The organism is Pseudomonas sp. TH49 (assembly GCF_016650625.1).
Taxonomy (GTDB): Bacteria; Pseudomonadota; Gammaproteobacteria; order Pseudomonadales; family Pseudomonadaceae; genus Aquipseudomonas; species Aquipseudomonas fluorescens_H.
The window spans coordinates 1,463,917-1,490,669 of sequence record NZ_JAEKFL010000001.1; the positions used below are offsets into that span (position 1 = coordinate 1,463,917).

25 protein-coding genes are annotated in these 26,753 nt (G+C 61.3%); 18 read left to right on the forward strand and 7 right to left on the reverse strand.

The features are described from left to right. Positions 1-54 precede the first annotated feature (54 nt). Together prlC and JFU48_RS06630 are read left to right on the forward strand one after the other, a co-directional pair. On the forward strand, positions 55-2,133 hold the full coding sequence (prlC, locus tag JFU48_RS06625; RefSeq protein ID WP_201136125.1) for an oligopeptidase A: 2,079 nt from the start codon (positions 55-57) through the stop codon (positions 2,131-2,133). Next, on the forward strand, positions 2,130-2,414 hold the full coding sequence (locus JFU48_RS06630; protein ID WP_003220371.1) for a YheV family putative zinc ribbon protein: 285 nt from the start codon (positions 2,130-2,132) through the stop codon (positions 2,412-2,414). The genes prlC and JFU48_RS06630 overlap by 4 nt, the downstream gene beginning before the upstream one ends. Before the next feature lie 45 nt (positions 2,415-2,459). Here the strand turns inward: JFU48_RS06630 and JFU48_RS06635 are convergent, their stop codons facing one another. Next, the gene (locus JFU48_RS06635; protein ID WP_201136126.1) at positions 2,460-3,104 is read right to left on the reverse strand and encodes a dual specificity protein phosphatase family protein; all 645 of its coding nucleotides are present in this window, start codon (positions 3,102-3,104) and stop codon (positions 2,460-2,462) included. Between the two features lie 307 nt (positions 3,105-3,411). Here JFU48_RS06635 and JFU48_RS06640 point away from each other — a divergent pair, with 307 nt between their 5' ends. The 6 genes from JFU48_RS06640 (at position 3,412) to JFU48_RS06665 (ending at position 10,982) form a co-directional block, all read left to right on the forward strand. After that, positions 3,412-4,158: a gluconate 2-dehydrogenase subunit 3 family protein gene (locus JFU48_RS06640; protein ID WP_103519929.1), complete on the forward strand. Its 747-nt coding sequence runs from the start codon at positions 3,412-3,414 to the stop codon at positions 4,156-4,158. A 2-nt stretch (positions 4,159-4,160) separates the two neighbouring features. Further along, positions 4,161-5,945 (forward strand): GMC family oxidoreductase, encoded by a 1,785-nt coding sequence (locus JFU48_RS06645; RefSeq protein ID WP_003220366.1) that lies wholly within the window; start codon positions 4,161-4,163, stop codon positions 5,943-5,945. Positions 5,946-5,957: 12 nt separating this feature from the next. Then, positions 5,958-7,262 carry a c-type cytochrome gene (locus JFU48_RS06650; RefSeq protein ID WP_201136127.1) on the forward strand — a complete coding sequence of 435 codons (1,305 nt, stop codon included), beginning with the start codon at positions 5,958-5,960 and terminating at the stop codon, positions 7,260-7,262. 74 nt (positions 7,263-7,336) lie between these two features. Next, positions 7,337-8,395 (forward strand): PA0069 family radical SAM protein, encoded by a 1,059-nt coding sequence (locus JFU48_RS06655; RefSeq protein ID WP_201136128.1) that lies wholly within the window; start codon positions 7,337-7,339, stop codon positions 8,393-8,395. Between the two features lie 238 nt (positions 8,396-8,633). After that, positions 8,634-9,365: a carbonic anhydrase gene (locus JFU48_RS06660; RefSeq protein WP_003220359.1), complete on the forward strand. Its 732-nt coding sequence runs from the start codon at positions 8,634-8,636 to the stop codon at positions 9,363-9,365. A 90-nt stretch (positions 9,366-9,455) separates the two neighbouring features. Beyond that, the gene (locus JFU48_RS06665) at positions 9,456-10,982 is read left to right on the forward strand and encodes a SulP family inorganic anion transporter (RefSeq protein ID WP_201136129.1); all 1,527 of its coding nucleotides are present in this window, start codon (positions 9,456-9,458) and stop codon (positions 10,980-10,982) included. Between the two features lie 139 nt (positions 10,983-11,121). Here JFU48_RS06665 and JFU48_RS06670 read toward each other — a convergent pair whose 3' ends face one another. Beyond that, positions 11,122-11,754 (reverse strand): hypothetical protein, encoded by a 633-nt coding sequence (locus JFU48_RS06670; protein WP_201136130.1) that lies wholly within the window; start codon positions 11,752-11,754, stop codon positions 11,122-11,124. Between the two features lie 369 nt (positions 11,755-12,123). On the opposite strand from JFU48_RS06670, the gene coxB reads away from it, so the two are divergent. The 4 genes from coxB to JFU48_RS06690 all read left to right on the forward strand — a co-directional run bounded on the left by coxB (position 12,124) and on the right by JFU48_RS06690 (position 16,514). Then, positions 12,124-13,251: a cytochrome c oxidase subunit II gene (gene coxB / locus JFU48_RS06675; protein ID WP_003220352.1), complete on the forward strand. Its 1,128-nt coding sequence runs from the start codon at positions 12,124-12,126 to the stop codon at positions 13,249-13,251. Positions 13,252-13,333: 82 nt separating this feature from the next. After that, positions 13,334-14,920, forward strand: coding sequence for a cytochrome c oxidase subunit I (gene ctaD, locus JFU48_RS06680; RefSeq protein ID WP_103483955.1), 1,587 nt, complete (start codon positions 13,334-13,336; stop codon positions 14,918-14,920). 129 nt (positions 14,921-15,049) lie between these two features. After that, positions 15,050-15,601 carry a cytochrome c oxidase assembly protein gene (locus JFU48_RS06685; RefSeq protein ID WP_003220348.1) on the forward strand — a complete coding sequence of 184 codons (552 nt, stop codon included), beginning with the start codon at positions 15,050-15,052 and terminating at the stop codon, positions 15,599-15,601. Between the two features lie 25 nt (positions 15,602-15,626). Next, positions 15,627-16,514: a cytochrome c oxidase subunit 3 gene (locus JFU48_RS06690; RefSeq protein WP_103483956.1), complete on the forward strand. Its 888-nt coding sequence runs from the start codon at positions 15,627-15,629 to the stop codon at positions 16,512-16,514. A gap of 7 nt (positions 16,515-16,521) precedes the next feature. Here the strand turns inward: JFU48_RS06690 and JFU48_RS06695 are convergent, their stop codons facing one another. After that, positions 16,522-16,725 (reverse strand): twin transmembrane helix small protein, encoded by a 204-nt coding sequence (locus tag JFU48_RS06695; protein WP_003220344.1) that lies wholly within the window; start codon positions 16,723-16,725, stop codon positions 16,522-16,524. Positions 16,726-16,795: 70 nt separating this feature from the next. Between JFU48_RS06695 and JFU48_RS06700 the strand changes: the two genes are divergently transcribed. The 5 genes from JFU48_RS06700 to JFU48_RS06720 are packed head-to-tail and all read left to right on the forward strand — an operon-like array spanning position 16,796 to position 20,704. Continuing rightward, positions 16,796-17,536 carry an SURF1 family protein gene (locus JFU48_RS06700; protein ID WP_201136131.1) on the forward strand — a complete coding sequence of 247 codons (741 nt, stop codon included), beginning with the start codon at positions 16,796-16,798 and terminating at the stop codon, positions 17,534-17,536. Next, positions 17,502-18,095, forward strand: coding sequence for a hypothetical protein (locus JFU48_RS06705; RefSeq protein WP_201136132.1), 594 nt, complete (start codon positions 17,502-17,504; stop codon positions 18,093-18,095). Before JFU48_RS06700 ends, JFU48_RS06705 begins: the two co-directional genes overlap by 35 nt. 10 nt (positions 18,096-18,105) lie before the next feature. Then, positions 18,106-19,185 carry a COX15/CtaA family protein gene (locus JFU48_RS06710; protein ID WP_201136133.1) on the forward strand — a complete coding sequence of 360 codons (1,080 nt, stop codon included), beginning with the start codon at positions 18,106-18,108 and terminating at the stop codon, positions 19,183-19,185. Next, positions 19,173-20,072 carry a heme o synthase gene (gene cyoE, locus JFU48_RS06715; protein ID WP_103519936.1) on the forward strand — a complete coding sequence of 300 codons (900 nt, stop codon included), beginning with the start codon at positions 19,173-19,175 and terminating at the stop codon, positions 20,070-20,072. Before JFU48_RS06710 ends, cyoE begins: the two co-directional genes overlap by 13 nt. Next, the gene (locus JFU48_RS06720; protein WP_003220334.1) at positions 20,069-20,704 is read left to right on the forward strand and encodes an SCO family protein; all 636 of its coding nucleotides are present in this window, start codon (positions 20,069-20,071) and stop codon (positions 20,702-20,704) included. The genes cyoE and JFU48_RS06720 overlap by 4 nt, the downstream gene beginning before the upstream one ends. 281 nt (positions 20,705-20,985) lie before the next feature. On the opposite strand, the gene JFU48_RS06725 is transcribed toward JFU48_RS06720, so the two are convergent. The 3 genes from JFU48_RS06725 to JFU48_RS06735 all read right to left on the reverse strand — a co-directional run bounded on the left by JFU48_RS06725 (position 20,986) and on the right by JFU48_RS06735 (position 23,515). Then, on the reverse strand, positions 20,986-21,756 hold the full coding sequence (locus JFU48_RS06725; protein ID WP_201136134.1) for a MetQ/NlpA family ABC transporter substrate-binding protein: 771 nt from the start codon (positions 21,754-21,756) through the stop codon (positions 20,986-20,988). Between the two features lie 77 nt (positions 21,757-21,833). Further along, positions 21,834-22,508, reverse strand: coding sequence for a methionine ABC transporter permease (locus JFU48_RS06730; RefSeq protein ID WP_003220331.1), 675 nt, complete (start codon positions 22,506-22,508; stop codon positions 21,834-21,836). Further along, positions 22,508-23,515, reverse strand: coding sequence for a methionine ABC transporter ATP-binding protein (locus JFU48_RS06735; RefSeq protein WP_027610230.1), 1,008 nt, complete (start codon positions 23,513-23,515; stop codon positions 22,508-22,510). Before JFU48_RS06735 ends, JFU48_RS06730 begins: the two co-directional genes overlap by 1 nt. Positions 23,516-23,775: 260 nt before the next feature. On the opposite strand from JFU48_RS06735, the gene katE reads away from it, so the two are divergent. After that, positions 23,776-25,917 carry a catalase HPII gene (katE, locus tag JFU48_RS06740; protein WP_201136135.1) on the forward strand — a complete coding sequence of 714 codons (2,142 nt, stop codon included), beginning with the start codon at positions 23,776-23,778 and terminating at the stop codon, positions 25,915-25,917. Between the two features lie 94 nt (positions 25,918-26,011). Here the strand turns inward: katE and JFU48_RS06745 are convergent, their stop codons facing one another. Continuing rightward, on the reverse strand, positions 26,012-26,725 hold the full coding sequence (locus tag JFU48_RS06745; protein WP_003220324.1) for a PA5502 family lipoprotein: 714 nt from the start codon (positions 26,723-26,725) through the stop codon (positions 26,012-26,014). Positions 26,726-26,753 lie beyond the last annotated feature (28 nt).

Below are 26,753 nucleotides of genomic sequence, written 5' to 3' on the forward strand. Positions count from 1 at the left end.
CTCTCTCTGTCGCCGATAGCTGCGGTGAGTGTCGATTGTAATTAAGATGGGCGCATGTTTCTTCCAGCCAAGGTGCCAACCGTGAGCGTGAACAACCCTCTTCTGCAGTCCTACGACCTGCCGCCGTTCTCCACGATCCGTGCCGAACACGTGCTGCCAGCCATCGAAACGATCCTGGCCGACAACCGCGCCGCCATTGCCGAAATCCTCAAGACCCAGGGCCAGAATCCGACGTGGGCCGGCCTGGTGCTGGCGATGGACGAACTCAACGATCGCCTCGGCGCTGCCTGGAGTCCGGTCAGCCACCTCAACGCCGTGTGCAACAGCGCTGAACTGCGCGAAGCCTACGAGTCGTGCCTGCCAGCCCTGAGCGCCTACTCCACTGAGATGGGCCAGAACCGCGAACTGTTCCAGGCTTATGAAGCGTTGGCCAACAGCCCGGAAGCCGCCGGTTTCGATGTGGCGCAAAAAACCATTCTGGAACACGCCCTGCGCGATTTCCGTCTGTCGGGTATCGACCTGCCGGAAGCCGAACAGAAGCGTTACGCCGAAGTGCAGAGCAAACTGTCCGAGCTGGGCAGCCGCTTCTCCAACCAGTTGCTCGACGCCACGCAAGCCTGGACCAAGCACGTCACCGACGAAGCCGCCCTCGCCGGCCTGACCGATTCGGCCAAGGCGCAAATGGCTGCCGCCGCGCAGGCCAAAGGCCTCGACGGCTGGCTGATCACCCTGGAATTCCCGAGCTACTACGCGGTGATGACCTACGCCCAGGACCGTGCGCTGCGTGAAGAAGTCTACGCCGCCTACTGCACCCGTGCGTCGGATCAAGGCCCGAACGCCGGTCAGAACGACAACGGCCCGGTGATGGAAGAGATCCTCGACCTGCGTCAGGAGCTGGCCAAGCTGTTGGGCTTCGCCAGTTTCGCCGAGCTGAGCCTGGCGACCAAAATGGCCGAGTCCAGCGATCAGGTGCTGAGCTTCCTGCGCGACCTGGCCAAGCGCAGCAAACCGTTCGCCGCGCAGGATCTGCAGCAGCTGCGCGCCTACGCCGCGGAACAGGGCTGCGCTGATCTGCAAAGCTGGGACAGCGGTTTCTACGGGGAAAAGCTGCGTGAACAACGCTACAGCGTCGCTCAGGAAACCCTGCGCGCCTACTTCCCGATCGATAAAGTCCTCGGCGGTCTGTTTGCCATCGTCCAGCGCCTGTACGGCATCGAAATCGCCGAACTGAAAGGCTTCGATACCTGGCACCCGGACGTGCGCCTGTTCGAAATCAAGGAAAACGGCCAGCACGTCGGCCGCTTCTTCTTTGACCTGTATGCCCGCGCCAACAAGCGCGGCGGTGCGTGGATGGACGGCGCCCGCGACCGTCGCCGCACCGTCGACGGCGTGCTGCAAAGCCCGGTGGCCAACCTGGTGTGCAACTTCACCCCAGCCGACAGCGGCAAGCCTGCGCTGCTGACCCACGATGAAGTGACCACCCTGTTCCATGAATTCGGCCATGGCCTGCATCACCTGCTGACCCGTGTCGATCACGCCGGTGTCTCCGGGATCAACGGCGTGGCGTGGGATGCGGTCGAGCTGCCAAGCCAGTTCATGGAAAACTGGTGCTGGGAGCCGGAAGGCCTGGCGCTGATCTCCGGTCACTACGAAACCGGCGAACCACTGCCGCAAGACCTGCTGGAAAAAATGCTCGCGGCGAAGAACTTCCAGTCCGGGTTGATGATGGTGCGTCAGCTGGAATTCTCGCTGTTCGACTTCGAACTGCACGCCACCCACGGTGACGGCCGCAGCGTGGCGCAAGTGCTGGAGGGCGTGCGCGACGAGGTGTCGGTGATGCGTCCACCGGCGTACAACCGCTTCCCCAACAGCTTCGCGCACATCTTCGCCGGCGGTTACGCGGCGGGTTACTACAGCTACAAGTGGGCAGAAGTGCTGTCAGCCGATGCCTTCTCCAGGTTCGAAGAAGACGGCGTGCTCAACGCCGAGACCGGTCGCGCCTTCCGCGAAGCGATTCTGGCGCGCGGCGGTTCGCAGGCGCCGATGGTGCTGTTCGTCGACTTCCGTGGCCGTGAGCCATCGATTGACGCACTCTTGCGCCATAGCGGCCTGAGTGAGGACGCAGCAGCATGAGTGAGGCACCTGTGATTACCAAGAAGCGCTTTATCGCCGGGGCGGTCTGCCCGGCGTGCAGCGAGCCAGACAAACTGATGATGTGGAACGAAGACAGCGTGCCGCACCGCGAGTGCGTGGCCTGCGGTTACTCGGATACGCTGAACGAGCAGGGGTTGTCGGTTCCCAAGGAGTTGGGCACGCGGGTCAATACCAGCGCGCTCAAGCCGGCGGCGGACAAGACGGTCCAGGCCGTGCAGTTTTTCCCGAATCCGAAACTGAAGAAAAAGTCCGAAGACTGAGCCGGCGATTGACCCTCCACGGTGCAATGCCGTGGAGGGTGCGGCTTACTTGAGGTTGACCGACTGGAACCAGCTCTTCATCGAGCAGGTGGCAAAGGCACTGGTGCTGCAATCGCCGTTGGCCAGCGCGGTGCGCAGTTTGTCGACATCAGCCTGCATCACGTAGCGCACGCTATCTTTGAAGTGACCGCTTTCGCCAAAACCACCTTCGGTCATTTCGCGCAACGCGTCTTCCTTGCTCCAGCCCTGCACCACAATCCGGTACATCGCCGCCATCAGGCCGGTGCGGTCGGAACCATGCTTGCAATGCATCAGCACCGGGCCGTTGGTTTCGGCAGCCTGAATCGCGCGAAGGGTCTTGAGCACATCGCTGTCATCAAATTGGTTGGTGCGATATGGCAACTGCACCTGATTGATACCCGGCTCGGACAACCAATTGCTGTCAGCTTCCGGCAGGAAGTTGATCACCGTCACCACTTTCAGATTTTTCAACAACGGCACCACGCCGCCATCCGGCAAGGCACTGCGGTAGAGCGTGGGCGACATCTGGAACAGGTTGTATTGCACTTCCACCGGCTGCGCCCACTCCGGCGGACGCGACGGCGCAGAGGCGTCAGCCTGGGCCGGCATCAAATGCAGCAGGGCAACAAGCGACAAACACAAAGCAGGAAAAAGGCGCACTCGAGACATGCTGGGCTGACCGTATCGGGATTCATCAATGAAAGGTCCCGTAGTTTCCAGGGATGAGGGTCAAAGCCCTGTGAGGCACTTGTCAAAGAATCGTGAATCCGCACGATTTCATTGAGCACTTCAGTAAAAAACTGTGGGTTTTTCCGCTGAATCGGTTCATCCCGATGTGTAGCCTGCTACCATTTGTCACACGATGTTGCAGGCGTCCCCCTTTTCCCGGTCAACCACCGGGCCACGCCGCGACGAAAAAATGCTCAAGCCGTTCGCAGAAACGGACAACCATCAATGCCTGATGAGGTGCACCCCCATGTCTGATGCAGATCGAGACAACCCCCGGCGTGAGTTCCTGCGCAAATCCCTGACCCTGATTCCCGTGGTCACCCTCGCCGGTACCGGTCTGGGCAGCAGCGTGTTGCAAGCTGCGCCTGAGGCTACCCCGGCGGCGCCAGCAGCCACACCGGCCAAGGCGGACGCCAGTGCTTATCAGCCGAGCTATTTCACCGCCGAGGAATGGGCCTTCATCAACGCCGCCGTGGCGCAATTGATCCCCAACGACGAGCAAGGCCCGGGCGCCCTGGAAGCCGGCGTGCCGGAATACATCGACCGCCAGATGAACACCCCTTACGCCGCCGGTGCCCTGTGGTACATGCAAGGCCCGTTCAACGCCGACGCCGCGCCGGAGATGGGCTGGCAGAGCAAACTGGTGCCAAAAGAGATCTATCGCCTGGGCATCGCCGCGACGGATCAGTGGGCAAAATCGCTCAACGGTAAAACATTTGCCGAGCAAGACAGCGCTACCCGAGACGATCTGCTCAAGCAACTTGAAGCCGGAAAACCGCAGTTCGATGCGGTTCCCGCGAAGATTTTCTTCAGCCTGCTGCTGCAAAACACCAAGGAAGGGTTCTTCTGCGACCCGATCCACGGTGGCAATAAAGGCATGGTCGGCTGGACCATGATCGGCTTCCCCGGCGCCCGCGCCGATTTCATGGATTGGGTGGAACGCAACGAGCAATACCCCTTCCCGGCAGTTTCGATTCGCGGCGAGAGGGCTTGAGCATGGCAACGGTAATGAAGAAGGTCGACGCAGTGATCGTCGGTTTCGGCTGGACTGGCGCGATCATGGCCAAGGAGCTGACCGAAGCCGGGCTCAACGTGCTGGCGCTGGAGCGCGGGCCGATGCAGGACACCTATCCCGACGGCAACTATCCGCAGGTGATCGACGAACTCACCTACAGCGTGCGCAAAAAACTCTTTCAGGACATCTCGAAAGAAACCGTCACCATCCGCCACAGCGTCAACGACATCGCCCTGCCGAACCGCCAGTTGGGTGCGTTCCTGCCGGGCAATGGTGTCGGCGGTGCCGGTCTGCACTGGTCGGGCGTGCACTTTCGCGTCGATCCGATCGAACTGCGCATGCGCAGCCATTACGAAGAACGCTACGGCAAGAGTTTCATCCCCAAGGACATGACCATCCAGGACTTCGGCGTCAGCTATGAAGAGCTGGAGCCGTTCTTCGATTTCGCCGAAAAAGTCTTCGGCACCTCCGGCCAGGCCTGGACCGTAAAAGGCCAACTGGTCGGTCAGGGCAAGGGCGGTAACCCGTACGCACCGGATCGCTCCAATCCGTTCCCGCTGGAAGCGCAGAAGAACACCGTTTCCGCACAACTGTTCGGCAAAGCGGCGACAGAAGTCGGTTACAAACCCTACAACCTGCCTTCGGCGAATACTTCAGGCCCTTACACCAATCCCTACGGCGCGCAGATGGGCCCGTGCAACTTCTGCGGATTCTGCAGCGGTTACGTTTGCTACATGTATTCCAAGGCTTCGCCGAACGTGAACATTCTGCCGGCGCTGCGTCCGCTGCCGAATTTCGAGCTGCGCGCCAACGCCCATGTGCTGCGGGTCAACCTCGACAGCACCAAGTCCAAAGCCACCGGCGTGACTTACATCGACGGCCAGGGCCGCGAGATCGAGCAACCGGCGGATCTGGTGATCCTCGGCGCCTTCCAGCTGCACAACGTGCGCCTGATGTTGCTCTCGGGCATCGGCAAACCGTACGACCCGATCAGCGGCGAAGGCGTGGTCGGGCGTAACTTCGCCTACCAGAACATGGCGACCATCAAGGCGTTCTTCGACAAGGACACCCACACCAACAACTTCATCGGCGCCGGCGGCAACGGCGTGGCGCTGGACGATTTCAACGCCGACAACTTCGACCACGGTCCGCATGGCTTCGTCGGCGGCTCGCCAATGTGGGTCAACCAGGCGGGCAGCCGTCCGATTGCCGGCACCTCGAACCCGCCCGGCACCCCGGCCTGGGGCAGCCAGTGGAAGCGCGCGACCGCCGATTACTACACCCACCAGGTGTCGATGGACGCCCACGGCGCGCATCAGTCCTACCGTGGCAACTACCTCGATCTGGACCCGGTGTACCGCGATGCCTACGGTTTGCCGCTGCTGCGCATGACCTTCGACTGGCAGGAAAACGACATCAAGATGAACCGCTTCATGGTCGAGAAAATGGGCAAGGTCGCCCAAGCCATGGGCCCGAAAGCCATCGCGGTGATCGGCAAGCAGGTCGGTGATCACTTCAACACCGCGGCCTACCAGACCACCCACCTCAACGGTGGCGCGATCATGGGCACCGATCCGAAGAAGAGTGCTCTGAACCGTTACTTGCAGAGCTGGGACGTGCACAACGTGTTCGTGCCGGGTGCTTCGGCATTCCCGCAGGGCCTGGGTTACAACCCGACCGGGCTGGTGGCGGCGTTGACCTACTGGTCGGCCAAGGCGATTCGCGAGCAATACCTGAAAAACCCCGGCCCGCTGGTTCAGGCTTAAGGAGCGATGACCATGAAAAATCTCGTTATCGCTACCCTGGCCCTGCTCGGCAGTGCTGCCGTGCACGCCGCCGACGTCGATCAAGCGTTGATCAAACAAGGCGAATACCTCGCCCGCGCGGGTGACTGCGTGGCCTGCCACACCGCCAAGGGCGGCAAACCTTTCGCCGGCGGCCTGCCGATGGAAACGCCGATCGGCACGATCTACTCGACCAACATCACCCCGGACAAAACCGGTCTGGGTGACTACAGCTTCGAGGATTTCGATAAAGCGGTGCGCCACGGCGTCGCCAAAAACGGCAGCACGTTGTACCCGGCAATGCCGTATCCGTCCTACGCCCGGGTCAGCGAAACCGACATGCAAGCGCTTTACGCTTACTTCATGCACGGCGTCGAACCGGTGGCCCAGGAGAACAAGGCCAGCGACATTCCATGGCCGCTGAGCATGCGCTGGCCGCTGATGGGCTGGCGCTGGCTGTTCGCGCCGAAGGTCGAGGACTACAAGGCCACCTCGGATGATCCGGTGATCGACCGCGGCGCCTATCTGGTCGAAGGCCTCGGCCATTGCGGCGCCTGCCATACCCCGCGTGCCCTGACCATGCAGGAAAAATCCCTGAGCGCCACCGACGGCAAAAACTTCCTCGCCGGCAGTGCGCCGCTGGAAGGCTGGATCGCCAAGAGTTTGCGCGGTGATCACAAGGATGGCCTGGGCAACTGGAGCGAAGCGCAACTGGTGCAATTCCTCAAGACCGGGCGCAGCGACCGCAGTGCAGTGTTCGGCGGCATGAGCGATGTGGTCACCCACAGCATGCAGTACATGACCGATGCCGACCTGACCGCAATTGCTCGTTACCTCAAGTCGCTGCCGGCAGTTGATCCAAACGATCAGCCGCACCAGTACGACGAGAAAGCGGCCAAAGCCCTGTGGAACGGCGACGACAGCCAGCGCGGCGCGGCGGTGTACATCGACAACTGCGCGGCCTGCCACCGTACCGACGGCCATGGTTACACCCGAGTGTTCCCGGCGCTGGCGGGCAATCCGGTGCTGCAATCGGAAGACCCGACCTCACTGATCCACATCGTGCTCAAGGGCGGCACCCTGCCGGCCACACACACCGCGCCATCGACCTTCACCATGCCGGCGTACGCCTGGCGGTTGTCGGATCAGGAAGTGGCGGATGTGGTGAGTTTCATTCGTGGCAGCTGGGGCAACAAAGGGGCACCGGTCAAGGCCAGTGATGTGGCCGCGCTGCGCAAGGATGATATGCAGACCACGTCCGGTGATGACCTCGGTCAGGTGACGCAACACAACAACTGAGCAATCGCCCGACGGCACTAGTCAGATGTGCTACGCCCCGATACTGTGTGCATATACAGTATCGGGGCGTTTTCATGTCTACTCCATTGCCACCTCGCGGTCGCGGCACCGCGACCAACCCGCACAACCGCTTTGCGCCGAATCGCTCGGTGGTCGAGGACGACGGCTGGCACCAGGAAGTGCCCGAGACGCAGAACACCGAGGTGATGATCGAGACCGCGAAAACCATCATCACCCGCAACACCTCGCCTGACCTGCCGTTCGACCGCTCGATCAATCCCTACCGCGGCTGCGAGCACGGTTGCATCTATTGCTATGCACGACCGAGCCACGCCTATTGGGACATGTCGCCGGGGCTGGATTTCGAAACCCGGCTGATCGCCAAGACCAACGCCGCCCAGGTGCTGGAGGAACAGCTTGGGAAAAAAGGCTATCAATGCGCGCCGATCAACCTCGGGTCCAACACCGATCCGTATCAGCCCATCGAACGCGAGCACAAGATCACCCGCCAGACCCTCGAAGTGCTGCTGCGTTACCGGCATCCGGTGACCATTGTCACCAAGGGTTCGCTGATCCTGCGCGACCTCGACCTGCTCACCGAACTGGCGCAGCAACGACTGGTGGCGGTGATGATCAGCCTGACCACGCTGGACGACGAACTCAAACGCATCCTCGAACCCCGTGCCGCCGCGCCCAAAGCCCGATTACGAGCGATCCGGGTGATGCGCGAGGCGGGGATTCCCGTGGGGGTGCTGTGTTCGCCAATGATTCCGATGATCAACGACAGCGAAATCGAAAGCCTGCTGGCCGAAGCCCACGCCGCTGGCGCGCAAAGCGCCGCGTACATGATGTTGCGCCTGCCGCTGGAGGTGGCGCCGCTGTTCGAGGAATGGCTGCAGGCGCACTATCCGCAGCGGGCCGCCCATGTGCTGAGCCTGATCCGCCAGAGCCGTGGCGGCGAGCTCTACGACAGCCGTTTCGGCGCGAGGATGCGCGGCGAGGGGCCGTTTGCCGACCTGCTCGCGCAGCGTTTCGCCAAAGCCATTAAACGTCTCGGTTTGAACCACCGTGAAGGCTACAACCTCGATTGCACTGCCTTCTGTCCGCCGGGTCGCCAGATGTCATTGATTTAGCGACAATTAGCCTACGGTTGATGGGTTGGAATCCTTCCGTCGAAACACGCCAGTCACGTTTTTTGTGATCTGGAACACACGTTCTAGAGCGCTTGATTCAGTTTGAGTTAAGTTTCGGCGGCTACCTTGTTCATCGAGTGACTGACGGGTCGGGATGGCCCGGATGTTTTAAACAGCCACTGGCTTCATACCGGAATACACGGGAACGACTCCCCGAATCCGCCAAAGAGGATGAATCATGAGTGACAAGGATAAACAGCCGTTGGCTGCCTCGGCGCAAGCCGTCCCTGGGGCGGAATCCGCCGATGCAGCGCTGCGAACGATCGTTGACGGCTTTTTGCATTTTCATCATGAGGTCTTCCCCCAACAGGAAGAACTCTTCAAGAAACTCGCCACGGCGCAATCGCCACGGGCAATGTTCATCACCTGTGCCGACTCGCGCATCGTGCCCGAGCTGATCACCCAGAGCTCCCCCGGGGATCTGTTCGTGACCCGTAACGTCGGCAACGTCGTGCCGCCTTACGGCCAGATGAACGGCGGCGTTTCCACCGCCATCGAATACGCGGTACTGGCACTGGGCGTGCAGCACATCATCATCTGCGGCCATTCCGATTGCGGCGCCATGCGTGCGGTACTCAACCCGGACAGCCTGGAAAAAATGCCGACGGTCAAAGCCTGGTTGCGCCACGCCGAAGTGGCAAAAACCATGGTGCACGAAAACTGTAATTGCGCCGACGAAAAAGAAAGCATGCCGATCCTCACCGAGGAGAACGTCATCGCCCAACTGCAGCACTTGCGTACCCATCCTTCGGTAGCCTCACGCATGGCGAACGGTCAACTGTTCATCCATGGCTGGGTCTACAACATCGAAACCAGCGAAATCAAAGCTTACGACGCGGATCAGGGACGCTTCCTGCCGCTCGACGGCAGCCATCCGATTCCGGTGGCGACGCCCAAAGCGCGCTTCTAAATCTTCCTAAAAATCTGTGTGGTTTGACGCCGGCCGCTGTTTCAGCGGTTCGGCGAAGCCATGCCTGAAGAAAACTTCGGGAGAGTCACCATGCGTGCTGCTCAATTGAAAGCGGTTCTGCCACGGGAGCTGCTGGCTTCGGTGGTGGTGTTTCTGGTCGCGCTGCCGCTGTGCATGGGCATTGCGATTGCGTCAGGGTTGCCGCCAGCCAAAGGCCTGATCACCGGGATCATCGGTGGCCTGGTGGTCGGTTGGCTGGCGGGTTCGCCGTTACAGGTCAGCGGGCCGGCGGCGGGTCTGGCAGTGCTGGTATTCGAGCTGGTGCGCCAGCACGGGATCGAGATGCTCGGGCCGATTCTGTTGCTCGCCGGGTTCCTGCAACTGGTGGCCGGGCGTTTGAAGCTCGGGTGCTGGTTTCGGGTCACGGCACCAGCGGTGGTCTACGGCATGCTCGCCGGGATCGGCGTGCTGATCGTTCTGTCGCAGGTGCATGTGATGCTCGATGCCAAGCCGCAACCCTCCGGGCTGGATAACCTCACGGCCTTCCCCGGCGCGGTGGCGCAGGCCTTGCCGTCGTTCGGCTGGCAGGCCGGGTTGCTCGGGCTGGCGACCATTGCGGTGATGTGGCTGTGGGAGAAGTTTCGCCCGCATTCGCTGCGCTTCATTCCCGGTGCGCTGCTCGGTGTCGGTCTGGCCACGGGTGCCAGCCTGCTGCTGGCGCTGCAGGTCAAACGCGTCGAGGTGCCGGAGAATCTGGCCGAAGCCATCGACTGGCTGAAACCGGCGGACCTGCTCAGCCTCGCCGACCCGACCCTGCTGATCGCCGCATTCGCGGTGGCGTTTATCGCCAGCGCCGAAACGCTGTTGTCCGCCGCTGCGGTGGATCGCATGCACAACGGCGTGCGCTCGGACTTCGACCGTGAACTGTCAGCGCAAGGCGTCGGCAACATGCTCTGCGGTCTGGTCGGTGCGCTGCCGATGACCGGGGTGATCGTGCGCAGTTCGGCCAACGTGCAGGCCGGCGCGACCACCCGTTACTCGACGATCTTCCATGGTCTGTGGCTGCTGGCGTTCGTGCTGTTGTTGTCGAGCGTGCTGCAGAGCATTCCGGTGGCGAGTCTGGCGGGGGTGCTGGTGTACACCGGTTTCAAACTGGTGGACTTGAAAGCGTTTCGCGGCCTGGGCCGTTACGGGCGGATGCCGATGTTCACCTACGCCGCCACGGCGCTGGCGATCATCTTCACCGACCTGCTGACCGGTGTGTTGATCGGTTTCGGTTTGACGATGTTGAAACTGGCCTTCAAGGCCTCGCGCCTGAAGATCAGCCTGATCGACCTGCCGCAGGACGGCGAGATGGAATTGCGTCTGGTCGGTGCGGCGACCTTTCTCAAGGTGCCGGCGCTGACTCAGGTGCTGGGGAGCATTCCGGCGGGCACGACGGTGCACGTGCCGCTCAATAACCTGAGCTACATCGACCATTCGTGTCTGGAGTTGCTGGAAGAGTGGGGCCGGGCGAATGCGGCGAAGGGGTCGAAGCTGTTGATCGAGTCGCGCGGGTTGAAGCGACGGTTGGAGGGGCGGGTTCGGACTAACACCGGGATCGGTGCGGCCAGCTAAAATCACCCGCTTGCAAAGAAACCCTGTGGGAGGGGGCTTGCTCCCGAAGGCGGTGGATCAGTCGATATTGATATTGACTGACCCACCGCCTTCGGGAGCAAGCCCCCTCCCACAATTGGGATTTGTACCGGGCTTTGAATCAGGCAGCTGGCTGATCCAGCTCCAGACCCACACCCAGGCGACGGCCCATGCACGGCCAGCGCTTCCACGCGGCACCGGTATCCGGGCTGCTCAGTTTGTCGCGGTAGGCCTCTACCGATTCCAGCGCAAAACTATCGTCGTCGAGCATCTCGTCGATGGCGTGATGCACCACTTCGTCCAGTTGATTGGCAAATTCCTCACCGAGCAATTGGTGAGCAATCAGATTGGCGACCGTCATGTCCAAGGGGATCAGTGGCTGGCCGAGGTGCTTGATGTACAGGTCGTTGACCTCTTCGACAAAGCGGTGCGCCAGATAGGCTTCGTCCAGCAGGCTGTCCAGACCGACCGGCGGCTGAAGGAAGTACTGCTCGGCGATTTTCAGCACCGGTTTGATCTGCGACTCGATTCCCGCTTCCCTGGCAACTTCATTGGCTGCGTCCAGCATGTCTGGTACTTCGTCGATATAGGCGGTGACAAAGCTCGTCAACGCTTCTTCGCGGTTAGCGTCCGGCAACTGGATGGCCGAATGCAGATGAGGCAGTTTGGCTTCCAACTGACGCTTGAGGCGTCCGGTTTCATTTTCGGTTTGTCGGGCTTTTTGGATCTGCTCGCGCAATGCGGCGGTGTTCATGAAAACTCCAGGAAACAAGGCAATGAAATAGGGAAGACATAACTTAGCTGGCTTACGAAAAATGCTAAGACGCATTTGTCATAATTATTTCATCCTTGATACACCTGCGTTATATCGGTTTGCCACCACTCGTCTGCATCCTTCTCCATTCGTGCCCTTGAGCGCAAGTCCCGGCTGTTTCAGATCATTTACGCGATCGCGTTGCAATTCTCCGCCGCTGTCTATACTCGCCATTGAATGGAGTTAGCTGATGACGCCCGACTGCACCCGCAGCAAGGCCCGGCGATTCAAGTTCGTAGTCTGATGCAGCCGCTCCCTTGCCGCAGGCGAAAGCCGGCGGGATAACAAGAACGATAAGGGGAACCCGCAATGATGCGACATCCACACGTCTGGATGGGCCTCCTGTTGTGGTCGATTTTCAGCCCGGCCAATGCGGCCTGGACTGTGAATATGGCGCCTGGAGCGACTGAAATCAGTCACGCAGTATTCGACCTGCACATGACCATTTTCTGGATCTGTGTGGTGATCGGGATCATCGTCTTCGGCGCCATGTTCTGGTCGATGATCGTGCATCGCCGCTCGACCGGGCAGGTCGCCGCAAAATTCCACGAAAGTACCACCGTCGAGATCCTCTGGACCGTCGTGCCGTTCCTGATCCTGGTGGCGATGGCCGTGCCGGCGACCGCTACTTTGATCCGCATGTACGACACCAGTGAACCGGATATCGATATCCAGATCACCGGTTACCAGTGGAAGTGGCACTACAAATACCTCGGTCAGGATGTCGAGTTCTTCAGCAACCTGGCCACCCCCGCCGAACAGATCCACAACAAGGAAGCCAAGGGCGAGCACTACCTGCTCGAAGTCGACAAGCCGCTGGTGCTGCCGGTCGGCGCCAAGGTGCGCTTCCTCGTGACTTCCGCCGACGTCATCCACTCGTGGTGGGTGCCGGCCTTCGCGGTCAAGCGCGATGCGATCCCCGGGTTCGTCAACGAAGCCTGGACCCGCATCGACAAGCCCGGCATCTACCGCGGGCAGTGCGCTGAATTGTGCGGCAAGGATCACGGCTTCATGCCGATCGTGGTCGACGTCAAAGAGAAGCCCGATTACGACAAATGGCTGGCCGACCGCAAAGCCGAAGCCGCGCAGCTCAAAGAGCTGACCAGCAAGGAATGGACCCTCGACGAACTCAAAGAGCGCGGCGACAAGATCTATCACACCACCTGCGTGGCCTGTCACCAGGCCGAGGGCCAGGGTCTGCCGCCGATGTTCCCGGCGCTCAAGGGCTCGCCGATTGCCACCGGGCCGAAAGCCGACCACCTGCACCGCGTGTACTTTGGCAAGCCCGGCACCGCCATGGCCGCGTTCGGCAAGCAATTGTCGGAAGTCGATATCGCAGCGGTCGTGACCTACGAACGTAACGCCTGGGGCAACAACAAGGGCGACATGGTCACGCCAAAAGAAGTGCTGGAGCTCAAACAGGCGGAAAGCAAATGAGCCGGTCTATCGCGTACTTCGTGAACCGGCCGGGGCAACGCGCCCCGGCCAGCCCCGTCCACTCACGTAAAGGAGACCGGCCATGAGCGCTGTAATCGATGACCACGGTCATGCCGACCACGCCCACGGCCCCGCCAAAGGCCTGATGCGCTGGGTGCTGACCACCAACCACAAGGACATCGGCACGCTGTACCTGTGGTTTGCGTTCTGCATGTTCCTGCTCGGCGGCTCGTTCGCAATGGTGATCCGCGCCGAGCTGTTCCAGCCCGGGCTGCAGATCGTCGAACCGGCGTTCTTCAACCAGATGACCACCATGCACGGCCTGGTGATGGTCTTCGGGGCGGTGATGCCGGCGTTCGTCGGCCTCGCCAACTGGATGATCCCGTTGATGATCGGCGCGCCGGACATGGCCCTGCCTCGGATGAACAACTTCAGCTTCTGGCTGCTGCCGGCGGCGTTTCTGCTGCTGGTCTCGACCCTGTTCATGCCCGGTGGCGGGCCGAACTTCGGCTGGACGTTCTACGCGCCGCTGTCCACCACCTACGCGCCGGAAAGCGTCACCTACTTCATCTTCGCCATCCACCTGATGGGGATCAGTTCGATCATGGGCGCGATCAACGTGATCGCCACCATCCTCAACCTGCGCGCCCCCGGCATGACCCTGATGAAAATGCCGCTGTTCGTCTGGACCTGGCTGATCACCGCGTTCCTGCTGATCGCGGTGATGCCGGTGCTGGCCGGTTGCGTGACGATGATGCTGATGGACATCCACTTCGGCACCAGTTTCTTCAGCGCCGCCGGTGGCGGTGACCCGGTGCTGTTCCAGCACGTGTTCTGGTTCTTCGGCCATCCCGAGGTGTACATCATGATCCTGCCGGCCTTCGGCGCCGTCAGCCAGATCATCCCGACCTTCTCGCGCAAGCCGCTGTTCGGCTACACCTCGATGGTCTACGCCACGGCGAGCATCGCGTTCCTGTCATTCATCGTCTGGGCGCACCACATGTTCGTGGTCGGCATCCCGCTAGTGGGCGAGTTGTTCTTCATGTACGCGACCATGCTCATCGCCGTGCCGACCGGGGTAAAGGTGTTCAACTGGGCCAGCACCATGTGGCAAGGCTCGCTGACCTTCGAGACACCGATGCTGTTCGCCGTGGCGTTCGTGATCCTGTTCTCGATCGGCGGTTTCTCCGGGCTGATGCTGGCCATTGCTCCGGCGGACTTCCAGTATCAGGACACCTACTTCGTGGTCGCGCACTTCCACTACGTGCTGGTGCCGGGGGCGATCTTCGGGATCTTTGCCTCAGCCTATTACTGGCTGCCGAAGTGGACCGGGCACATGTACGACGAAACCCTCGGCAAGCTGCACTTCTGGCTGTCGTTCGTCGGCATGAACCTGACTTTCTTCCCGATGCACTTTGTCGGGTTGGCGGGGATGCCGCGACGGATTCCGGACTACAACCTGCAGTTCGCCGACTTCAACATGGTCTCGTCGATCGGCGCTTTCATGTTCGGAACCACGCAGATCTTCTTCCTGTTCATCGTGATCAAGACCATCCGTGGCGGCGAACCGGCACCGGCCAAACCGTGGGATGGCGCCGAAGGCCTGGAGTGGAGCGTGCCGTCACCAGCGCCGTATCACACCTTTACTACGCCGCCGGAAGTGAAATGAAACGCCTTGCCTTTGTGGGAGGGGGCTTGCTCCCGAATGCGTCAGATCATTCCACTCATGTGTTGAATGATGAACTGCATTCGCGAGCAAGCCCGCTCCCACAGGGGATCTCGGCTGAGGCTGAAAATCATGGCTGACTCGATCTCGCTGAAAAAACTGGTCACCCGCCTGCTCGGCGTGGTGGTGGCAATGTTTGTCTTCGGTTTTGCCCTGGTGCCGATCTACGACGTGATGTGCAAGGCCTTCGGCATCAACGGCAAGACCGCCGGGCAGTACGAGGGTGAGCAGGTGGTGGATAACTCCCGGCAGGTGCGCGTGCAGTTTCTGTCGATGAACAACGCCGACATGCCGTGGGAGTTCTACCCCAAGGGTGAGGAACTGGTGACCCATCCCGGCGGCGTAAACGAGATGATCTTCGTCGCCCGCAACCCCACCGACAAACCGATGAGCGCCCAGGCCGTGCCGAGTATCGCACCCAGCGAAGCGGCGGCGTATTTCCACAAGACCGAATGCTTTTGCTTTACCCAGCAGGTGCTGCAGCCCGGTCAGCAGATCGAGATGCCGATGCGTTTCATCATTGACCGCGACATGCCCAAGGACGTGAAGCACCTGACGCTTTCCTACACGCTGTTCGATATCACCGCCCGTCATCCACCGGTGGCTGCAAACACTGGCGGTTAAGCGTGCCCGATAAGGAGAACAATAAATGGCAACTCATGAGCACTATTACGTTCCGGCCCAGAGCAAATGGCCGATCGTCGCCACCATCGGCATGGTCACCACCGTGTACGGCCTGGCGACCTGGTTCAACGATCTGAAGGCAGCGCGCCCGGAATCCCACGGCCCATACATCTTTTTCGTCGGCGGGCTGCTGCTGGCGTACATGCTGTTCGGCTGGTTCGGGGCGGTGATCAAGGAAAGTCGCGCCGGGCTGTACAGCCCGCAGCTCGACCGCTCGTTCCGCTGGGGCATGAGTTGGTTCATCTTCTCCGAGGTGATGTTCTTCGTCGCCTTCTTCGGCGCACTGTTCTACGTGCGGCACATTTCCGGCCCGGCGCTGGGTGGCGAAGGCCCGAAAGGCATCGCGCACATGCTCTGGCCGAACTTCCAGTTCACCTGGCCGCTGCTGCACACCCCGGACCCGAAACTGTTCCCGCCGCCCAAGGAAGTCATCAGCCCGTGGGGCCTGCCGCTGATCAACACGATTCTGCTGGTCAGCTCCAGCGTGACCATCACCATCGCCCACCACGCCTTGAAAAAAGGCCATCGCGGTGCGCTGAAAATCTGGCTGGCGATCACCGTGCTGCTGGGCTGCGGCTTCCTCGCGTTGCAGGCCGAGGAGTACATGCACGCCTATCACGAACTGGGTTTGACGCTGGGTTCGGGCATTTACGGCGCGACGTTCTTCATGCTCACCGGTTTCCACGGCGCCCACGTGACCATCGGCACGATCATTCTGTTCGTGATGCTGATGCGCATCATGAAGGGCCATTTCGATGCCGAGCATCAGTTCGGCTTCGAGGCGGCGAGCTGGTACTGGCACTTCGTCGATGTGGTGTGGATCGGCTTGTTCGTCTTCGTTTACGTACTCTGAGCGCTGCTCACCAAGGCGCGTGCGACACCAGTTGGCCGCTGTAGAAGCCCCAGGCGATCAGGCCGACGGTGGCCGCGGCCAATGCCACCCGAACACTCAAGGCGATCACCAGGCGATTGGAACTGCTGTCGTCCTTGACCAGGAAAAACAGGCCGCTGAACAGGCTGATCACCGTGGCAATCAGCAGCAGGACGATGGCTGCTTTGAGCATGGGAAGACTCCGGGGGACAGGCGATGCAGTTGAGTATAGCGATCGCGACGACTGACTTTGTGGCACGGCCATGAAGCGCTTCCGGCCGGGCGTGATACCGACCGTGGTGGTGGCGTTGCTGTTGCCGCTGCTGGTGTCGCTGGGCTTCTGGCAACTGGGCCGGGGGGCGGAGAAAACCGCCCTGCTCGCCACTTACGCCGAGCGCCGCGCGGCTGATCCGATGGCCAGCAGCGAATTGCTGCACAGCGCCGACCCGGCCTTTCGCCGCGTGCATCTGTACGGCCAGTTCGATGGCGCCCACAGCCTGCTGCTCGACAACCGCCAGCGCAACGGCAAGGTCGGTATCGAGCTGCTGCAACCGTTTCAGGATCGGGCCACCGGCCAGTGGCTGCTGGTCAATCGCGGCTGGCTGCCATGGCCGGATCGCCGGGTGACGCCGCAATTCGCAACCCCCACCGACGCGGTCAACCTGGATGCCTGGGTCTACGTCGCCCCCGGCGCGACCTTCCAGTTGCACGCCGACCCGGTCAGCAGCAACTGGCCGCAAACGATCACCGCCGTCAAGCCGGCCAAGCTGTGGAAAACCCTCGAACGCGACGGCTTCGCCTATGAACTTCGTGCCGAACCCGGCCCCGCCAGCTATGAGGCCGACTGGCCGGTTGTCGCCATGGGCCCGGAAAAACACCTTGGATACGCCGTGCAGTGGTTCGCCATGGCCACCGCCCTGCTCGGCCTCTACCTCTACCTTGGATTGCACAACGCAAAGGAGAAACACCATGGGAACGGCCATGAATCCACCCAGCATGTCTGAGGCGAAAACCCCGGCCACCCGCCGCCGCGGGCGGATTCAGCTGCTGCTGATTCTGCTCGGCGTGGTCGGCCCGATGGTGCTGGCGACCGGCATGTACAAACTGCAGTTCTGGGTACCGGAAGGTCGCAGCTACCACGGCGAACTGATCGGCAACGGCCAGACCCGCGCCGACCTCGGCGTACAAGCCGATGAACAGCGCTGGCAGATGCTGGTGACCGCGCCGAAGGATTGCGCGGTGGACTGTCAGCAACTGGTGTACCTCGCCCGGCAGATCCAGATCGGCCTCGGTCGCGACGCCGGTCGCGCCAGCCACGCCCTCGCCGCCGCGCAACCGTTGAGCGCCGACTACGAGGCCAAGCTGACCCGCGAATATCCGCAGCTGCAACGTTATCCACTGGACAGCGCTGCGTTCAGCAAGACCACCGGCGACAAGGCCACGCCGCAACTGTGGATCATCGACCCCCACGGCAACCTGGTGCTGCGCTACGACCCGAGTGTCAAAGGCAAGGATCTGCTCAACGACCTGCGCCACCTGCTGAAACTGTCGAACATCGGATAAGGGCATCGTCATGGCCAAACCTGGATTTCGCCTCGCGTTGTTTGCCACCCTGCTGGCACTGATCGTCGTGCTGCTCGGCGCCTACACCCGCCTGACCCACGCAGGCTTGGGCTGTCCGGACTGGCCGGGCTGTTACGGTTTTATCAGCGTGCCGAAAAGCGAAGCCCAACTGGCGCATGCCGAGCTGCATTACCCCGACTCGCCGGTGGTGGCGCACAAGGGCTGGAACGAGATGATCCACCGCTACTTCGCCGGCACTCTCGGCCTGCTGATTTCGATTCTGGCTGGACGCGCCTGGGTCAATCGTCGTCATCCGGGGCAGCCGCTGAAGCTGCCACTGTTTCTGCTGGCCGTGGTGTTCGCCCAAGCGGCGTTCGGCATGTGGACGGTGACGCTCAAGCTCTGGCCGCAAGTGGTCACCGGGCATCTGCTCGGCGGTTTTGCGACATTGAGTCTGTTGTTCCTGCTGACCTTGCGCCTGTCCGGCGTGCTGCCGGCGCTGACCGTGCCCAAGCGCTTGCAGTATTGGGCGACGGCTGGGCTGTTGCTGGTGATCGGCCAGATTGCCCTCGGCGGCTGGGTCAGCTCCAACTACGCGGCGGTGGCCTGCATCGACTTCCCGACCTGCCACGGCCAGTGGCTGCCGCCAGCGGACTTTGCCAACGGCTTTCACCTGACCCAGCACATCGGCCCCAATTATCTCGGCGGCCAACTCGACAGCGATGCGCGCACGGCGATTCACCTGACCCACCGCATCGGCGCGCTGCTGGTGACGATCATCCTGCTCGGTCTGGCCTGGCAACTGAAAGCCGTCGGCATGACCCGACTCGCCGGGCTGGTGCTGGTCGCCCTCGGCGCACAGATCACCCTCGGTATCAGCAACGTATTGTTCCATCTGCCGCTGCCGGTGGCCGTGGCCCACAACGCCGGTGGCGCCGCGCTGCTGCTGACCATGGTGCTGGTGAATTATCACGCGCGCACCAGTCTGGTTCGGGTCAAACAGCCGGTGCTCGCCCGCTGGCGCCTCAGCCCGCGCAAACACGTGGCGGCGCCCATCACTATTAAAGGAGAAACGCCATGGCGCTTCTGATCAGCGAACGTCCCGCGCAAGCGCTGTGGCGTGACTATCTGGAGCTGACCAAGCCGAAAGTGGTGGTGCTGATGCTGATCACCTCGCTGGTCGGCATGTTCCTCGCGACCCGCGCCGGGGTGCCGTGGACGGTGCTGGTGTTCGGCAATCTGGGGATTGCGTTGTGTGCCGGCGGCGCGGCGGCGGTCAACCATGTGGTGGATCGGCGTATCGACGCGGTAATGGCGCGCACGCACAAACGGCCATTGGCCGAGGGCCGGGTTTCGCCGGCAGCGGCGCTGACCTTTGCGCTGGTGCTGGCGCTGCTCGGGCAGGCGATGCTGCTGACGTTCACCAATGCGCTGACCGCGTGGCTGACCCTCGCTTCGTTACTCGGCTACGCGGTGATCTACACCGGTTTCCTCAAACGCGCGACGCCACAGAACATCGTCATTGGCGGTCTTGCCGGCGCCGCTCCTCCGCTGCTCGGCTGGACCGCCGCCACCGGCCATGTCAGCGCCGAACCGTTGCTGCTGGTGCTGATCATCTTCGCCTGGACCCCGCCGCACTTCTGGGCGCTGGCGATTCATCGTAAAGAGGAATACGCCAAGGCCGACATCCCGATGCTGCCGGTGACCCACGGCGAGCACTACACCAAGGTGCATATTCTGCTGTACACCTTCGCCCTGCTCGCGGTGAGCCTGCTGCCGTACGTGATTCACATGAGCGGCGTGCTCTACCTGATCTGCGCCCTCGCGCTGGGCGCAAGGTTTCTGCAATGGGCCGTGGTGCTGTACCGTGGCACTCGGCCGCACGCGGCGATCAACACCTTCAAGTACTCTATTTATTACTTGTTCCTGTTGTTCATCGCCCTGCTCGTAGACCACTACTTACTGTTGAACCTATGACTCGAACCCAGAAAACCGTCTTCATCCTCGTCGCCGTGATCGCGCTGATCCTGGGACTTACCGTCAACAAAGTGCTGAGTGGCAAGGGTCAGGGCGACCCCACCGCGCTGATCGACGCCGGCATCATCCTGCTGCCGCAGAGCCGTACGTTGCCGGGCGTGACCATGACCAATCAGGACGGCCAGCCGGTCGCCATCGACGAGTTGAAAGGCAAGTGGAGCCTGCTGTTTTTCGGCTACACCTTCTGCCCGGACATCTGCCCGACCACCCTCGCCCAACTGCGCCAGATCAAGAGCGAGTTGCCCAAGGATGCTGTGGATAAACTGCAGATCGTGCTGGTCAGCGTCGACCCGAACCGCGACACCCCACAGCAGTTGAAGCAGTACCTGGGTTACTTCGATCCACAGTTCATCGGCCTGACGCCGAAGTCGATCGACGAACTGCAGAAGGTCGCCAATGCGGTGAGTATTCCGTTCATTCCGGCGGACACCAGCAAGCCGAATTACACCGTGGATCACAGCGGCAATCTGGCGGTGATCGGCCCGGACGGCACGCAGCGCGGCTTCATCCGTGCGCCGCTGAACAACGCCAAACTGGTGGCGCAACTGCCAGTAATGCTCAACCGTAAATAGCCAAGATCAAAAGCCACCCCTCACCCTAACCCTCTCCCGGAGGGAGAGGGGACTGACCGAGGGATGCTGACGAAATACGCCGACCTGTAAGTCCTTTGCCGAATCCATAATCGACCCAATCTTTCAGGTCGATGTACAACGCAAGACACCTCGGTCGGCTCCCTCTCCCTCCGGGAGAGGGCTGGGGTGAGGGGCGAATACACAGCAGGTCCAAAACCGAACACTCGGCCACAAAAAAAGGGGACGCCATTGGCGTCCCCTTTTCATTGCAGCTGTCTGTATCAGAACGCCGGCAACACCGCGCCTTTGTACTTCTCGGTGATGAATTTCTTCACTTCCGGGCTGTGCAGGGCAGCAGCCAGTTTCTGCATCGCGTCGCTGTCCTTGTTGTCGGCACGGGACACCAGGATGTTGACGTACGGCGAGTCGTTGCCTTCGATCACCAGCGCGTCCTTGGACGGATCGAGCTTGGCTTCCAGCGCGTAGTTGGTGTTGATCAGCGCCAGATCGACCTGGGTCAGCACGCGCGGGATGGTCGCGGCTTCCAGCTCACGGATTTTCAGGTCTTTCGGGTTCTGCGCGATGTCTTTCGGGGTCGACAGAATGTTGGTCGGATCCTTCAGGGTGATCAGGCCGGCCTTGGCCAGCAGCAGCAGCGCACGGCCGCCGTTGGTGGCGTCGTTCGGGATCACCACGTTGGCGCCGCTTGGCAGGTCTTTCAGATCCTTGATCTTGCTCGAGTAGGCGCCCAGCGGCTCCAGGTGCACGCCGGTCACAGCCACCAGGTTGGTGCCCTTGGCCTTGTTGAACTCATCGAGGTACGGCTGGTGCTGGAAGAAGTTGGCGTCCAGGTGCTTCTCGGCAACCTGTACGTTCGGCTGGATGTAGTCGGTGAAGACCTTGACCTTCAGCTCCACGCCTTCTTTTGCCAGGGCCGGCTTCACGAATTCGAGGATTTCCGCGTGCGGCACCGGGGTGGCGGCAACGGTCAGGGTTTCAGCGTGGGCCGAAAAAGCGGCTACGGCAGCGAAAGCAGCGATCAGTTTTTTCATTCAGCTAACTCCTTATAAGGCGCCCGTGTGGCGCCTGCCAGCGAATGGCCGGCTCATCTCTTGATTACAAAAACCGGTTATTTGCGCGAGAAATGCACGACCAGTCGGTCGCCGACCATTTGCAGCACTTGTACCAGAATCAGCAGCAACACCACGGTAACGATCATCACGTCAGTCTGGAAACGCTGGTAGCCGAAACGGATCGCCAGGTCACCCAGACCACCGGCGCCGACCACACCGGCCATCGCCGTGTAGGACACCAGAGTAATCGCGGTCACCGTAATCGCTGCGAAGATGCCTGGACGGGCTTCCGGCAGCAAGGCGTTCATGATGATTTGCCGAGTGGTCGCGCCCATCGACTGGGTCGCTTCGATGATGCCGCGATCGACTTCACGCAGCGCGGTTTCCACCAGACGCGCGAAGAACGGGGTCGCACCTACCACCAGCGGCGGAATCGCACCGGCCACGCCCAGCGAAGTGCCGGTGATCAGCACGGTGAACGGAATCATCACGATCAGCAGAATGATGAACGGCAGCGAGCGCAGAATGTTCACCGCCAGCGACATGAAGGCGTAGAGGCCACGACTTTCCAGCAACTGACGCGGGCTGCAGAGGAACAGCAACACGCCCAACGGCAAGCCGAGCAACACGGTGAACAGCAGCGATCCGCCAAGCATCAGCATCGTGTCGCCGGTGGCCAGCCAGATTTCGTACCAGTCGATATTGGTGAAGAAACTCATCAGGGCTTCCATTAACGCAGCACCTCCATGTGAACGTCAGCGGCGGTGAAGCGGGCGAATGCCGCTTCCATGTCGCCACCGGTGACGGCGAGGGTCAATTGCCCGTAAGGAATGTCTTTGATGCGGTCGATGCGACCGGCGAGGATGCTGTAGTCGACCCCGGTTTCCCGGGCAACGGTACCGAGCAACGGCGCGTAGGTTGCTTCGCCCTGGAAGGTCAGACGCACGATGCGACCCGGCACGTGAGCGAAGTCATCGCGCTGTTCACTTTCGTCGATCTGCTCGCTTTCCTGGACGAAACGCTTGGTGGTCGGGTGCTGCGGATGCAGGAACACATCGGCCACCGAGCCTTGCTCGACGATCACCCCGGCGTCCATCACTGCCACCTGATCGCAGACGCGACGGATCACGTCCATCTCGTGGGTGATCAGGACGATGGTCAGCTTCAGTTCGCGGTTGATCTCGGCCAGCAGTTGCAGGACCGACGCGGTGGTCTGCGGATCGAGGGCACTGGTGGCCTCGTCGCACAGCAGGATCTTCGGCTTGGTCGCCAGGGCGCGGGCGATGCCGACGCGTTGTTTCTGACCGCCGGACAATTGTGCCGGGTACTTCTTGGCGTGATCGGACAGACCGACCCGCGCCAGCAACTCGGCGACACGCTGATTGATTTCGCTGCTCGACAGTTCGCCGGCCAGGGTCAGGGGCAGCGCGACGTTGTCGGCCACGGTCTTGGAGGCGAGCAGGTTGAAGTGCTGGAAGATCATCCCGACTTGCTGACGGAAGCGGCGCAGGCCGTTGGCGTCCAGCGCGGTGACTTCTTCGCCGTCGACGATGATCTTGCCGCCGCTGGAGTCTTCCAGGCGATTGATCAGACGCAGCAGGGTACTTTTTCCCGCACCGGAATGGCCAATCAGGCCGAAGACCTGACCGTTTTCAATCGAAAGACTGGTCGGGTGCAGGGCGGGGATGTCCTTACCGGCGACGCGGTAAGTTTTGTGGACGTTTTGAAACTCGATCACGTAGCGAACCTTGTGGGGCGCGTTAGAAAAGGATCAGCGGTTAGCCGGGCGCGCATTTTAGCCTGTCCGTATAGAGGTTCTTAGCATTTATTTCGCAATTAACCTTCGATTTGGCAATAACAAGATCAAAGGTCATAAAAAAGGAACGCCCATTCCTGCTCATTGGTCACTAGTTAAGCGACTTGAAACCCTGGGTAACCGTGCCCGGAAACGCTCAAGAGTCCCCGTTGAAACGGGGTCAACCGAGGAGTTTACGTCTGATGAGCAGCAAGAAACCTACGACCGACAAAAGCCAACTGGCCGGAACCGATACCAAGGATCGCGCCAACACCAACGCCAAACTCGACAGTCTGGAGAAGTTTCGCTCCGACGCGACCGGCCAGGCCCTGCGCACCAATCAGGGAGTGAAGGTCGCCGATAACCAGAACACCCTCAAGGCCGGCCCGCGCGGGCCGTCGTTGCTGGAAGACTTCATCATGCGGGAAAAGATCACGCATTTTGACCATGAGCGAATTCCGGAGCGCATCGTTCACGCGCGCGGTACTGGCGCGCATGGTTTCTTTCAGGCCTACGAGAACCATTCGACGCTGACCAAGGCCGGCTTCCTGCAGGATCCGGGGAAAAAGACCCCGGTGTTCGTGCGTTTTTCCACGGTGCAGGGGCCGCGCGGTTCCGGCGATACCGTGCGTGACGTTCGCGGTTTTGCCGTGAAGTTCTTCACCGACGAGGGCAACTTCGATCTGGTCGGCAACAACATGCCGGTGTTTTTCATTCAGGACGCGATCAAGTTTCCCGACTTCGTCCATGCGGTAAAACCCGAACCGCACAATGAAATCCCGACCGGCGGCTCGGCCCACGACACGTTCTGGGACTTCGTTTCGCTGGTGCCGGAATCGGCGCACATGGTGATCTGGGCGATGTCCGACCGGGCGATCCCGAAAAGCCTGCGCAGCATGCAGGGCTTTGGCGTGCACACCTTCCGCCTGGTCAACGCCGAGGGCAAATCGCGCTTCGTCAAATTCCACTGGCGCCCGACCGCCGGCACCTGCTCGCTGGTGTGGGACGAGGCGCAGAAGCTCGCCGGCAAAGACACCGACTACCACCGTCGCGATCTCTGGGAAGCCATCGAGATGGGCGACTACCCGGAATGGGAGCTGGGTGTGCAGATCATCGAAGAGGAAAACGAGCACGACTTCGATTTCGACATCCTCGACCCGACCAAGCTGATCCCCGAAGAAATTGTGCCGATCACCCCGCTGGGCAAGATGACCCTGAACCGTAACCCGGACAATTTCTTTGCCGAGACCGAACAGGTCGCGTTCTGCCCGGGCCACATCGTGCCGGGGATCGACTTCTCCAACGATCCGCTACTGCAAGGCCGGCTGTTTTCCTACACCGACACGCAAATCAGCCGACTCGGTGGGCCGAACTTTCATGAGCTGCCGATCAACCGCCCGGTCGCGCCGTTCCACAACGGCCAGCGCGATGCCCAACACCGCACGGTGATCGACAAGGGGCGCGCGTCCTACGAGCCGAACTCGATTGATGGCGGCTGGCCGAAAGAGACCCCGCCAGCCGCGCAGGACGGTGGTTTCGAGACTTATCCGGAACGCATCGACGCCGCCAAGATCCGCCAGCGCAGCGAATCGTTCAGCGATCACTTCTCGCAGGCGCGACTGTTCTTCAACAGCATGAGTGACCATGAGAAGGAACACACCATTGCCGCCTACAGCTTCGAGCTGGGCAAGGTTGAGCGCGAGTTCATCCGTGCGCGGCAGGTGAATGAGATTCTCGCCAATATCGACATGGAACTGGCCAAACGTGTCGCGGCCAACCTCGGGCTGCCGGCGCCAAGCAAAGGTACGGTCGAGGTGCGCAAGACTTCGTTCGATCATTCGCCAGCGCTGAGTCAGGCCAATCTGCTGCCAGAGAACATCAAAACCCGAAAAGTGGCGATTCTTGCGGCGAACGGTGTCGATGGTGCGGCAATTGATGCCATGAAGAAGGCATTGGCAGCGGAAGGTGCCCACGCCAAGCTGCTCGGCCCGACTTCGGCACCGGTGAAGACGGCCGACGGCAAAGCCCTGCCGGTGGACGCTTCCATGGAAGGCATGCCTTCGGTGATCTTCGATGCGGTGTTCGTGCCCGGTGGCGCGGCGTCGATCAAGGCGTTGAGCGCTGACGGTGTGGCGTTGCACTACCTGCTGGAGGCGTACAAGCACCTGAAGGCGATTGCGCTGCACGGCGAGGCCAAGCAATTGCAGGATCTGCTGAAGCTTGAGGCGGATGCGGGGTTGCTGCAGGGCAAGGATGTGCCGGGGTTGACCAAGCCGTTCTTCGCGGCGATCGGGCAGCATCGGGTTTGGGATCGCGAGCCTAAGGCCAAAGCTGTTCCAGCTTAAGTTCTTGGCTGGCTGAGAGGACGCTTTCGCGAGCAAGCCCACTCCCACAGGGTTCACGCTGAACCTGTGGGAGCGGGCTTGCTCGCGAAGCTTTTCAGGGTTTAGCTGGAATCAGAACCATCTGCGCCGGCACCGTGCGCAGAATCTGCTTCTCGATGCGCAACTCGAAATCCGGATTCAGTTTCTTCACCCGCTTGCTCAGCAGAGTCGCCAGCCAAGGGTAATCCTGAGTGCGCGGTGCCTGAATGCTCACGGCACATTCGTAATTCACCACATCGGCGGCGATCGCGTCGAGTTGCCGGCGAAGTTTGCGGCTATCGTTGATGTTCAGCGCCACCGTGGTGCTTTCGGCGGTCGGATCGATGACCTTGGCTTTCGGTTTGGCTTCGGCTGCAAGCAGCGCCGCTTCGGCTTTCTCCAGCTCGGCTTTACGAGCTTCGGTGATCGCGCCGTTGACGCCACCGGTCAGCGCCGGGGCCTTGGGCATCAGCGCGCGAGCACGGCTCAGTGCGGTCGCTGCCGCGTTCACATCACCTTTCTGTAACACGATCTGACTGCGGCGCAGGTAGGCTTCGGCCAACTGGCGCTGGTATTGCTCGAGCGACTGATCGTTGGGGTTCTGTGCCTGCAAGGCGGCCAATTGGTCTTCGGCGGTGGCCAATTCGCTGCTGGCCAGGCTTTGCTCCAGCTGTGCGATGGCCGTGGCCCGCGCGTCGGGGGCTTCGGCCACCGGCGGCGTGCTTTGGCAGGCGCCCAGCAGCACGGAAAATGCGACAAGGAGCAGATAACGGGAGGCGAACGGCTTCATTCCTGCGACTCTCTATTTGCGCAAAAAG

What these genes read in the sequence shown, in the direction of transcription:
- prlC (WP_201136125.1), top strand. Translation starts at nt 55, where the DNA reads ATGTTTCTTCCAGCCAAGGTGCCAACCGTGAGCGTGAACAACCCTCTT.
- JFU48_RS06630 (WP_003220371.1), top strand. Translation starts at nt 2,130, where the DNA reads ATGAGTGAGGCACCTGTGATTACCAAGAAGCGCTTTATCGCCGGGGCG.
- JFU48_RS06635 (WP_201136126.1), bottom strand. Translation starts at nt 3,104, where the DNA reads ATGTCTCGAGTGCGCCTTTTTCCTGCTTTGTGTTTGTCGCTTGTTGCC.
- JFU48_RS06640 (WP_103519929.1), top strand. Translation starts at nt 3,412, where the DNA reads ATGTCTGATGCAGATCGAGACAACCCCCGGCGTGAGTTCCTGCGCAAA.
- JFU48_RS06645 (WP_003220366.1), top strand. Translation starts at nt 4,161, where the DNA reads ATGGCAACGGTAATGAAGAAGGTCGACGCAGTGATCGTCGGTTTCGGC.
- JFU48_RS06650 (WP_201136127.1), top strand. Translation starts at nt 5,958, where the DNA reads ATGAAAAATCTCGTTATCGCTACCCTGGCCCTGCTCGGCAGTGCTGCC.
- JFU48_RS06655 (WP_201136128.1), top strand. Translation starts at nt 7,337, where the DNA reads ATGTCTACTCCATTGCCACCTCGCGGTCGCGGCACCGCGACCAACCCG.
- JFU48_RS06660 (WP_003220359.1), top strand. Translation starts at nt 8,634, where the DNA reads ATGAGTGACAAGGATAAACAGCCGTTGGCTGCCTCGGCGCAAGCCGTC.
- JFU48_RS06665 (WP_201136129.1), top strand. Translation starts at nt 9,456, where the DNA reads ATGCGTGCTGCTCAATTGAAAGCGGTTCTGCCACGGGAGCTGCTGGCT.
- JFU48_RS06670 (WP_201136130.1), bottom strand. Translation starts at nt 11,754, where the DNA reads ATGAACACCGCCGCATTGCGCGAGCAGATCCAAAAAGCCCGACAAACC.
- coxB (WP_003220352.1), top strand. Translation starts at nt 12,124, where the DNA reads ATGATGCGACATCCACACGTCTGGATGGGCCTCCTGTTGTGGTCGATT.
- ctaD (WP_103483955.1), top strand. Translation starts at nt 13,334, where the DNA reads ATGAGCGCTGTAATCGATGACCACGGTCATGCCGACCACGCCCACGGC.
- JFU48_RS06685 (WP_003220348.1), top strand. Translation starts at nt 15,050, where the DNA reads ATGGCTGACTCGATCTCGCTGAAAAAACTGGTCACCCGCCTGCTCGGC.
- JFU48_RS06690 (WP_103483956.1), top strand. Translation starts at nt 15,627, where the DNA reads ATGGCAACTCATGAGCACTATTACGTTCCGGCCCAGAGCAAATGGCCG.
- JFU48_RS06695 (WP_003220344.1), bottom strand. Translation starts at nt 16,725, where the DNA reads ATGCTCAAAGCAGCCATCGTCCTGCTGCTGATTGCCACGGTGATCAGC.
- JFU48_RS06700 (WP_201136131.1), top strand. Translation starts at nt 16,796, where the DNA reads ATGAAGCGCTTCCGGCCGGGCGTGATACCGACCGTGGTGGTGGCGTTG.
- JFU48_RS06705 (WP_201136132.1), top strand. Translation starts at nt 17,502, where the DNA reads ATGGGAACGGCCATGAATCCACCCAGCATGTCTGAGGCGAAAACCCCG.
- JFU48_RS06710 (WP_201136133.1), top strand. Translation starts at nt 18,106, where the DNA reads ATGGCCAAACCTGGATTTCGCCTCGCGTTGTTTGCCACCCTGCTGGCA.
- cyoE (WP_103519936.1), top strand. Translation starts at nt 19,173, where the DNA reads ATGGCGCTTCTGATCAGCGAACGTCCCGCGCAAGCGCTGTGGCGTGAC.
- JFU48_RS06720 (WP_003220334.1), top strand. Translation starts at nt 20,069, where the DNA reads ATGACTCGAACCCAGAAAACCGTCTTCATCCTCGTCGCCGTGATCGCG.
- JFU48_RS06725 (WP_201136134.1), bottom strand. Translation starts at nt 21,756, where the DNA reads ATGAAAAAACTGATCGCTGCTTTCGCTGCCGTAGCCGCTTTTTCGGCC.
- JFU48_RS06730 (WP_003220331.1), bottom strand. Translation starts at nt 22,508, where the DNA reads ATGGAAGCCCTGATGAGTTTCTTCACCAATATCGACTGGTACGAAATC.
- katE (WP_201136135.1), top strand. Translation starts at nt 23,776, where the DNA reads ATGAGCAGCAAGAAACCTACGACCGACAAAAGCCAACTGGCCGGAACC.
- JFU48_RS06745 (WP_003220324.1), bottom strand. Translation starts at nt 26,725, where the DNA reads ATGAAGCCGTTCGCCTCCCGTTATCTGCTCCTTGTCGCATTTTCCGTG.